This is a genomic window from Anaerophaga thermohalophila str. Valhall, assembly GCF_000250735.1.
Lineage (GTDB): Bacteria > Bacteroidota > Bacteroidia > Bacteroidales > Marinilabiliaceae > Anaerophaga > Anaerophaga thermohalophila_A.
Genome location: NZ_AHZV01000341.1, coordinates 1 through 10,125, shown reverse-complemented (window position 1 = coordinate 10,125; position 10,125 = coordinate 1). Strand labels below are relative to the sequence as shown.

Sequence of the window (10,125 nt, the reverse complement as noted above, 5' to 3'; positions counted from 1 at the left end):
GATAGTTGAGCATCGTAATAGATAATTTATGAATAATGCAGGTAAAAACCTATTTTAGTACGAATGAAAGAAAAAAGCCCCGATAAAGAATTGCAGCAAGCCAAACTCGATCGTTTTTGCATCGACCATGCAGGGGTGGGGATTTACCAAATTTCGGAAGAGAGTGGAAAAATCCTGAGTGTGAACCGCCAGGCATGTATCGATCTGGGTTACTCCAGGGAAGAGCTCCTCAGCATGACAGTTTTTGACCTGGACCCCAATTTTTTAAATGCGGGCGACAAAAAATGGCACCAACACCGGCAAAAAATCAGGAAAAAAGGAACCGGAACGATCGAAACATTCCATAAAAGAAAAGACGGCAGCCTGATGCCTGTCGAGGTTACAATCACTTACCTCGATTTTGACGGAATGCCATTGTCTTTTTCTTTTGCACGTGACATAACCAGGCGAAAGACCACAGAAAAGGCTTTAAAGGAAAGCGAAGAACTCTTCAGAACAACTCTTTATAGCATCGGAGATGGTGTAATCACCTGCGATACAGAGGGCAAAGTCAGGAATATCAACAAAGTAGCGGAAGAACTTACCGGATGGCAGGAAGAGGAGGCAAAAGGACAACCCATGGATAAGGTTTTCCGAATCATTAATGAATACTCCCGCAAACCCGTAATTAGTCCGGTCAATAAAGTTTTTGCCGAGGGAAAAATTGTCGGACTGGCCAATCATACATTATTGCTGTCACGAGACGGCCGGGAAATTCCCATTGCCGATAGCGGTGCGCCCATATTTTCTGAAGAGGGAAAAATTACCGGCGTAGTACTTGTCTTCCGGGATCAAACCGAGGAGCGCAGGTACCAGATGGAACTGGAGAAAAGCAGAAACTACCTTTCCACTTTGATGAACAACCTGCCCGGAATGGCATTTCGCTGCAAAAATACTCCTACATGGGATATGGAGTTTGTGAGTAGCGGAAGCGAAGAACTCACCGGCTACAAACCCGGTGAGATTATTAACAATCAACATATTGCCTACGGAAATCTGATTCATCCGGAGGACCAGGAAAGAGTCTGGCGAAACGTACAAAAGGCCATCAATAAAAGAAGCAGTTACCAGGTGGAATATCGCATCTTTACCAAATACGGAACGGGAAAATGGGTGTGGGAGCAGGGAGAGGCCGTACGCTCGGATAACGGAGAAGTCGATGTTATTGAAGGCTTCATTACAGACATATCGGAAAGGAAAAAATTTGAAGAAAAACTGGAAGAAAACGACCGGTTAAAAACAGCATTCCTCCAAAATGTATCACACGAAATCCGAACGCCTCTTAATGCCATATTGGGATTTACCGAACTTATCAGACAGAGAGACATAACTGAAGCAGAAAGAAACGACTATATCGAAATTGTTCAGACAGGAGGTCAGAAATTATTAAATATTCTCAACAACGTGCTGGAATTATCAAGAATAGAAACCGGCGACCTTAAAATGACTCCTTCCATATTCCAGGTTAACAAGCTGTGCAATGAAATGCTTGCAATGTTTACTCCCCAGACTGAAAAAAAAGGACTCACACTTAAATTCATCTCCGATGAACCTCCTTCAACTACTATCTTCACCGATTATACAAAACTGGATCAGATTCTGACCAACCTCCTTAATAACGCAATAAAATACACCGAGAAAGGGAAAATTGAATTCGGTTACTCCCGACGCGAAAAGGACTTCCTGTTTTTCGTAAAAGATACCGGTATTGGCATCACAAAAGAACAGCAAGCAAAAGTTTTCGACCGCTTCTACCGCTCCGATGATCCTAAAGCAATAACTCACGACGGAGTTGGATTGGGCCTTTCCATCTGTCTTGGCCTTATCAATAAGCTCGGGGGCAAAATCTGGCTGGAATCGGAACCCGGGAAAGGCACAGATTTCTACTTTTCTCTTCCAATTCATTGAACCACTAAATCAATATATTATGTTCTCAAAAAACACCTATACCAATCGCCGTAACCAACTCAAAAAAATGGTAAAAACAGGAGTCGTCCTTATTCCCGGGAATGAGGATGCCCCAATGAATTACGCAGACAACACCTACCATTTCAGGCAAGACAGTACATTTCTCTATTTCTTTGGAATAGATTTACAGGGATTGGCCGGGATCATTGACATTGACAACGATCGTGAAGTCATCTTCGGAGACGATTACACACTGGATGACATTGTCTGGATGGGCCCACAGCCATCATTGAAGGATCAGGCTGCCCGGGTAGGAATTTCCGAAACAAAGCCGTATAGAGAATTAGCCAAAGAAATTGATGCAGCGATTAAACAGAGACGCAACATCCATTTCACGCCACCCTACCGGGGAGAAAATATCATGAAACTTGCCGATCTGCTTAACATACATCATCGTGAAGTAAAAAATCATGCTTCATTGGAACTTACGAAAGCATGCATAGAACTTCGAAGTATAAAGGAACCCTGCGAAATAGAAGAAATGGAACGCCACATGACGGTTGCCAGTAAAATGCACACCACCGCCATGAAAATGGCCCGCCCCGGTATCAGCGAACAGGAAATTACAGGGACGCTCGAAGGGATTTCCATGTCCGGCGGTGGAATAATAGCTTTCCCGGTCATTTGCTCGGTCCGGGGCGAAACGCTGCACAACCACTACCATGGGAATATTCTGAAAGAAGGAGACCTTCTTTTGGTTGATGCCGGCAGCGAATCGCCTTTGCATTATGCCACCGATCATACGCGTACAACACCTGTATCGGGGAAACTAAGTGACATTCAAAAGCAGATTTATCAAACAGTTTTGAGCGCCAATGATCAGGCACGTGAGGCGACAAAACCGGGCGTTTCTTACCGCGATGTTCATTTGTTGGCATGCAGGGTCATTGCTTCGGGGCTTAAAGATATGGGGCTGATGAAAGGCGATATTGATGAAGCCGTGGCCGCAGGGGCTCATGCCCTGTTCATGCCGCACGGACTGGGACACATGATCGGACTTGACGTACATGACATGGAAAACTATGACGACACACTGGTTGGCTATGATGAGGAAATAGAACGTTCGTCGCAGTTCGGCCTGGCAGCTTTGCGCCTGGGACGCCGGCTGAAGCCGGGATTTACCATCACCAACGAACCGGGGATATATTTTATTCCTGCACTGATTGACAACTGGAAAGCAGAGAAAAAATTCACTCAATTCATCAATTACCATAAAGTGGAATCAATGAAAGGGTTTGGTGGTATTCGCCTCGAGGATGACATACTGGTCACCGAAACAAGCGCACGTATTCTTGGTGAACGAATCCCTGTTACGGTGGAAGAGATAGAACAAATTGCCGGAAAAGGTGTTTAAAAGCTGAAACACATTCCTATGGCACAAAACAAAATTGCACTCAACAAAAACAAAAAGCGATTTGAGCTGAAGGTCGATGGCCATATAGCCACTCTTTACTATGAAGTATACGAACCATCGGTATGGTTGCTTACGCATACTTTAGTGCCCGATCCCCTAAAAGGGAAGGGCATTGGATCAAACCTTGTCAGCCAGGTTTTGAACTATTGTCAGGAGAAGCAAATTCGCATAATACCGGAATGCCCGTTCATTATCTCATTCATACAAAGGCATCCGGAGTGGAAACTGCTGCTGTTCGAACAGGAATGATGGTTCATTGCAACGGGAGCGGCGTATTCCGATCCATCAAATACCTTAGCGGTTTCCGATCCCTCGAACAGCCCAACAGCAGATGCTGAACAAGGCAATGCAGCAGTGCTGAGCACCGACCCGCCGGGTAAAAGAGAACACCGACTAAACAATTTGACTTTGTCCGTGTTTAATAGTTCCAATCATAAACATAAACAAAACAGATATGGAATTATTAAATAAATTACAGTGGCGTTATGCGACCAAACGTTTCGACAAAAACCGTAAACTTAATTCCGAACAGGTAAATAACCTCCTGCAGGCAGCCAACCTGGCTCCGTCTTCGTTTGGACTCCAACCATTCGCAATTGTAATGGTTGATGACGAAAAGATAAAAGAGAAGCTTAGCCCGGCAGGCTTTAATCAACCTCAAATAACAGAAGCATCACATTTGTTCATATTTGCCGTGCGAACCGACCTTTCCGACAAAGATGTGGACGAGTTTGTGGAACGCATTGTTAAAACACGTGATATTGTCAAAGAAGATATAGCGGACTACGAAAAAACGATGAAAAGCTCCATCAACAAACGCACTCCTGAGCAACGGTTCAACTGGGCAGCTCGTCAGGCATATATTTCTTTAGGGTTTTTGCTTTCGGCTGCTGCCATGCAGGACATTGATGCCTGTCCTATGGAAGGCTTCAGTAACGAACGGTTTGATGAAATACTGGGACTTAAAGAGAAAGGATTTTCATCTGTTGCAATGGCTGCGGCAGGCTATCGATCGCCTGATGACGCTTACCAGCAAAACAGGAAAGTGCGAAAATCATTGGATGAGTTTGTTATACAACCATAGTTAATCATTCATCATATCATCAAACCATCTTGCGAAACGATCAATAGTATGATAATGAATCACTTTCTCGCGGGCTTTTTCCCCTGTTTTTTCACGTAAATCGGGATTTATCAGGAGTTTAATAATATTATCTGCAACATCCATGGGTTCGGCATTGGTAAATAATCCTTCACTTTCAGTGACAAGCATACGTGTGTCGCCAACATCGGTTACCACAATTCCGTTTTCGCAGGCCATGGCTTCAATGAGCGACTGGCTTGGATAATTCTCATCGCGTTGCAGCGAAACAAATACCGACGATTCTCTCAAAATCTGCCATGGTTTGGAATGAAGACCGGTAAACCGGACATTCCTTAACTGGTTCCGTGAAACGAATCGTTGCATAGAATTGAGCATATTTCCTGTCCCCATTACAAAGTAAGTGATTTCAACAGCCGGCATTGTCTGCTGAATAATCCGAACGGCTTCCAGGAAAATCATCGGGTTCTTTATGGGCTCCAGCCGCCCCAGAAAAACCACCCATGGTTTTTTCGGAAATACCGCATAGTAGTGAGTATAGTCGATAAAACTATTCGGTGTAACCACACAATGTCCTCCTATTTTCCCACCCATCTCCCGAGTATAGTTTTCCTTTAATGAGGGCGACAGGAAATCTGCTACATCGGCATGCTGTAAAACCCAATACTGACTGTCAAAAAATTTTGTCACATTGGTTTCCATATTCAGCATCCCGCTGCTGTTTACACTAAAGATGAGTTTCACCTTAAGCAACCTGCACCACATCCATGTCCAGATTCCGCCTTGCCAGACGCCATAAATAGTTTTAATTTGCTTTTTTTGAATCTGCCGGATAAAAAAGAGCGAAAACCTTAACCAGAGCAGCATAGTTCTGAGGAAATATTTCCATCGTCCTAAAAACAGCCTTGCAGTACTTTTCCGGGAAACTTCCTGTGCCTGCTTCCTTGAATTCACATGAGCCCGTGGAATGCCATCTCCCCCGTCATTGAAAAGAATAATCCGTTCGCTGGCCCTAAGTAAGAAACTGTTTACCAGGAGCCGGTATAGACGGGTGTTCATGATCAGATAATAATCCGCACCTTGCACCATCAGATGGTTGAAAAGCGTGGCATAGCGTTTCTCGGCACCGCCGAAACGACCCGAAAAATTCAGGACACAAAGGGCTTTGTTTTGGTGTTTTTCCGGCATATAATCAAATGCAACATTAAAGATGTCGTAAAACCAATTCGAAAAACACGCATGCATCTTGGTGAGGAACAATATGCTTAACCGAATTGCTTTTTTTTCTCATATCAAATCGGACAACACGTCAGCCAGCCAGGGAGCTTTGGTTTGCCATGAAAGATTTTCACGGGCAAAAGCAGCACATCTTTCTCTTACTTCATTGTTTGAGTGGTATGTAAGGATGCGCTTTTGCACTTCCTGTTCGCTTTCATCATCTTCCCAAATCTCCCCAAGTCCGTTCTTATCTACCATTTCTGCCAATGTGTGAACATGCCGGGTTATCAACACGGGAACACCGCTGGCAAGATATTCCGAAAACTTTGTGGGAAAAGCCTCATGATTCAGCGGCAAATCTTCTCGGATAAGAAAGGCCATATCGGCCACCATCTGATACCGGTTTAAATTGCTCTGGTCTAGATGAAACATGCCCCATGCCGAACGGGGAATATTGTTTAACGCCAATTCTTCTTCAAACTTTTGGGAGGGCACGGGAACATTGATCATAAAATAAGCATCGGGATAAATTTTTAAAAACCCGGCAAAGAAGCGAACCATTTGTGGCACCATTTGGTAATATTTGTCGGTGCCGCTGTACACAAAAACAAACCGGTTGCCAAGCCCGAGTTCCTCACGCATTTGCCTGATCATCCCAGGGTCGTAAAAGAAATGACGGCCATCGTAAAAATTATATTTGGGAAGATGCTTCTTCCCTTTGGGCAGATATTCACAACTTTTTGAAACCGTAAAAACCAGATCACTCTTGTGCAGACAATAGTTTCTTATCATCCTGTAAAGCGAGACCCGCCATTTAGGGGCACCCTGTACAGCCATCTCGTTGGATCGATTGCCTCGCATATCGTAAACCAACCGGTAACGAAAGAATGGTTTCAATAAAGCCCCGTAAAGCGTTCCAACATCATTGTAACCGTAAACAATACTGCACTTTGACAATCGGCGTGCGAGGTTCAAAATATTAATAAGAAACTGCAAAAATTGCGGAATGATCCTTCCCCTTCCCATGTTTCGTTTGAAGAAAAAAGCCCGGCAGCTCTTCCCGAGCTCCGATGTCTTCAAAAAGTTAACACCATTCTCCTTTTGTTGCAGTGTATTACTAAGCGACACCAACTCCACAGAAAATCCTCTGTCAATGAGCTCGGGAACTACAAATCCGAAAGTTGTCCGGAAATTCTGGGTCTGAACCTGAAACCCGGGCTCATCCGGTTTCTGGACAAACGGGGCAGGCAACAAAAAAAGAATGGAGTTTCTATTTGGCATGAGCTTGGTTTACTATAAACTCCAATAGGTCATCTCCCTGATCTTACCGCGAAAGACACCCTTCACGTCTACAAACAATGGATCCTCATTTGTAATAGACTTAAAATAAGACTCGTCAAGATTCATATATTCATCATGATTGACAGCCAGGATCACGGCATCATATTTCTTATCGATCTTATCAACAAGACCGTAACCGTACTCTTCCATCAGTTCTTCCGAGGAAGCATGCGGGTCGTCCACATCCACGTTAACACTGAAAGACTTTAGCTCATGATAAACATCAGCCACTTTGGAATTCCTGATATCGCTAACATTTTCCTTAAAAGTTGCCCCCATAATAAGAACATTGGAGCCGTTTATTTTATGTCCTTTGGATATCAACTTTTTAACAACCTGTTTGGCAACATAAGGCCCCATAGCATCGTTAATGACACGCCCCCCGGTAATAATCTTTGAATGGTAGCCCAGTTCATTGGCTTTGTAAGTCAGATAATAAGGGTCAACACCGATACAGTGACCACCCACCAGGCCGGGGAAAAACCGCAGGAAATTCCATTTTGTACCGGCAGCCTCAAGAACTTCATAAGTATTAATTCCCAAACGATTAAAGATAAGTGACAATTCATTCATCAGGGCAATATTCACATCGCGTTGTGTGTTCTCGATAATTTTGGCAGCTTCGGCTACTTTTATGGAGCTGGCCTTATGTATGCCTGCCTTTATAATTGACCCGTAAACTGCAGCAATCAGCTCAAGAGCTTCATCATCGCTGCCCGATACAATTTTCAGAATTTTGGTCAGCGTATGTTCTTTGTCCCCGGGATTGATTCGTTCGGGCGAATAACCAACTTTGAAATCCTTGTTGAATTTCAATCCCGATTCCTGCTCCAGAATAGGAACGCAATCCTCCTCAGTACAACCTGGATATACAGTCGATTCGAAAACAACATAGTCGCCTTTCTTCAATGCTTTTCCAACCGTGCGGGAAGCACTGAGCAGCGGATTCAGATCGGGCAGGTTATGATTGTTGATGGGTGTAGGCACTGCCACAACGTGAAAACGCGCCTCGCGCAAATCTTCCGGGTTGCTGGTGAACTTGATATCACAGCCTTCAAAATCGACCGCTTCCAGTTCATTACTCGGATCAATGTGTTGTTTCATCTTTTCAATGCGCGATGGTTTTATATCAAAACCTATCACTTTCATCTTTCGTGCAAACTCAAGTGCAATAGGAAGTCCTACATACCCAAGTCCGATAACAGATAGTTTCGCTTCTTTATTAATCAATTCATTAAACATACATCTGAATTTAAAGAGTAATATTATGATACAAATAAACTATTTTTGCTGATAAATTCGTTCAATAATGTCCACTACTTTCAGTCCTTCCAACGCATTTGTGGTAACATAAGTTCGTTCCTGAAGGGTTTGAATTACATTATCGATGACATATTGGTGATTAGCGGCCGATCCTTTATAGTAGCCGTAATCATTTGGCGGATTAGAGGGAGGCAGCTCCGGCATATCATAACCCTTAATATTACATTCGGTAACTTCGTTCATGTATTGGCCAGAAACTTTGATGGTTCCTTTTTCACCTATAATGGTCATAGTACTTTCAAGATTTCTGTCCCATACGGCAGTTGAGAAGTTGATGTTGCCCATCCCTCCGTTGACAAACCGAAAAATCACAGACCCGCTGTCCTCGAAATCGGTGGAATGCTGATGTGCAAAATCGTTAAATCCGGCTTTAATGTCGGTGATATCTCCGAAAAGCCAGTAAAGCATATCAATGAAATGCGAAAACTGAGTGAACAAAGTACCACCGTCCATTTCTGCTGTTCCATGCCAGCCATTGTTCAGATAATACCGGTCATCCCGATTCCAAAAACAATTGAGCTGAACAAAATAAATCTTGCCCGCAATATTCTTCTCTATCACTTCTTTAAGCCAGGCAGAAGGAGGTGAATACCGGTTCTGCATCACAACAAACACATGTCTCGAAACCTGCAGAGCCTTAAAGATAATTTTTTCTCCGTCGGCCCGCGATAATGCCATGGGTTTTTCAATCACAACGTGCTTCTTTCTTTCAAGAGCAGCTGTAGCCTGTGATGCATGCAGTCCGTTTGGTGTACAGATGTTCACAACATCGCAACCATCCATACCATTAAGCATCTCGGTAAAGTCGCTGAAGTAGGGGACTCCGGCATTGTTCCAACCCGTTTCTTCAGGAGGCCTGACATCACATACAGCTATAAGCTCCGCATCCGGATTGTCTTCAATCATTTTGGCATGACGTTTCCCAATATGCCCCATGCCAACAATTGCAAATTTTACTTTTCCGGTAGTCATTTTGAGTTTATCTTTTTTACTTTACCCTCTTCCAGAACGTATTCATCCCCGCTTTCGGGGCAAACAGCGCGACGGTCTTCGCCGAATTCCAAAGGATGTCCGTACTCGCTCATCCAGCCGGTATGGCGGGCCGGATTACCAACAACCAGGGCATAGTCGGGCACATCGCGGGTCACAACCGCACCGGCACCGACAAAAGCATAACGTCCAATGGTATGACCGCAAACAATGGTCGCGTTAGCACCAATTGTAGCACCACGTTTAACAAGTGTCTCCTCGTATTGTTCCCTTCGGGGAACGGCACTCCTGGGATTTGAGACATTGGTAAAGACGCATGAGGGTCCCAAAAACACATCATCCTCGCAAACAACACCGGTATAAACAGATACGTTGTTCTGAACTTTTACATTATTGCCGAGAATTGCCCCGGGAGAAACCACCACATTCTGTCCGATATTACAATTGGCTCCGATGCGGCATCCGCTCATAATATGGCAGAAATGCCATATGCGTGTTCCCGGGCCTATCTCGCATCTGTCATCCACCACAGCCGATGGATGAATTTCAGGTAATGACATTTCATTCATCAGTATAAAATTAGTTTAAGTTATTGGTCTGATGGAACTCGCATGATTGAAGGTTATACATGTTCTTATTGTGGTAACCCTGTCTATGTTCATTTCATCTTACATCTTACATTTAATAGTTATTACGCGGCTGTTAAAATTGTTAAGTTGTTAGAGTTGTT

Annotated in this window: 9 protein-coding genes; 4 read left to right on the top strand and 5 right to left on the bottom strand. The window is 43.9% G+C overall.

Going from position 1 to position 10,125, the window contains the following annotated elements; genetic code table 11:
- The first annotated feature begins 63 nt into the window (after nucleotides 1-63).
- The 4 genes from OQ5_RS0117615 (at nucleotide 64) to OQ5_RS0117600 (ending at nucleotide 4,505) form a co-directional block, all read left to right on the top strand.
- Complete coding sequence (locus OQ5_RS0117615) at nucleotides 64-1,947, top strand: sensor histidine kinase (RefSeq protein WP_016778748.1); 1,884 nt, start codon at nucleotides 64-66, stop codon at nucleotides 1,945-1,947.
- 19 nt (nucleotides 1,948-1,966) lie between these two features.
- Nucleotides 1,967-3,361, top strand: a complete 1,395-nt coding sequence (locus OQ5_RS0117610; protein ID WP_016778747.1) for an aminopeptidase P family protein — start codon at nucleotides 1,967-1,969, stop codon at nucleotides 3,359-3,361.
- An 18-nt stretch (nucleotides 3,362-3,379) separates the two neighbouring features.
- A complete protein-coding gene (locus tag OQ5_RS0117605; protein WP_016778746.1) occupies nucleotides 3,380-3,670 on the top strand; it encodes a GNAT family N-acetyltransferase in 291 nt (96 codons plus the stop codon).
- A 205-nt stretch (nucleotides 3,671-3,875) separates the two neighbouring features.
- Entirely contained in the window at nucleotides 3,876-4,505 is a 630-nt protein-coding gene (locus OQ5_RS0117600; RefSeq protein ID WP_016778745.1) for an NAD(P)H-dependent oxidoreductase, read from the top strand.
- Here the strand turns inward: OQ5_RS0117600 and OQ5_RS0117595 are convergent, their stop codons facing one another.
- From OQ5_RS0117595 to OQ5_RS0117575, 5 genes are all read right to left on the bottom strand, one after another.
- The gene (locus OQ5_RS0117595) at nucleotides 4,506-5,711 is read right to left on the bottom strand and encodes a glycosyltransferase family 4 protein (RefSeq protein ID WP_026055378.1); all 1,206 of its coding nucleotides are present in this window, start codon (nucleotides 5,709-5,711) and stop codon (nucleotides 4,506-4,508) included. It lies immediately after the preceding gene.
- Between the two features lie 99 nt (nucleotides 5,712-5,810).
- Nucleotides 5,811-7,022, bottom strand: coding sequence for a glycosyltransferase (locus OQ5_RS0117590; RefSeq protein ID WP_016778743.1), 1,212 nt, complete (start codon nucleotides 7,020-7,022; stop codon nucleotides 5,811-5,813).
- Between the two features lie 12 nt (nucleotides 7,023-7,034).
- Nucleotides 7,035-8,324, bottom strand: a complete 1,290-nt coding sequence (locus OQ5_RS0117585; protein ID WP_016778742.1) for a nucleotide sugar dehydrogenase — start codon at nucleotides 8,322-8,324, stop codon at nucleotides 7,035-7,037.
- Nucleotides 8,325-8,363: 39 nt separating this feature from the next.
- Entirely contained in the window at nucleotides 8,364-9,377 is a 1,014-nt protein-coding gene (locus OQ5_RS0117580; protein WP_016778741.1) for a Gfo/Idh/MocA family protein, read from the bottom strand.
- A complete protein-coding gene (locus OQ5_RS0117575) occupies nucleotides 9,374-9,964 on the bottom strand; it encodes an acyltransferase (protein WP_016778740.1) in 591 nt (196 codons plus the stop codon). Before OQ5_RS0117575 ends, OQ5_RS0117580 begins: the two co-directional genes overlap by 4 nt.
- Between the last annotated feature and the right edge of the window lie 161 nt (nucleotides 9,965-10,125).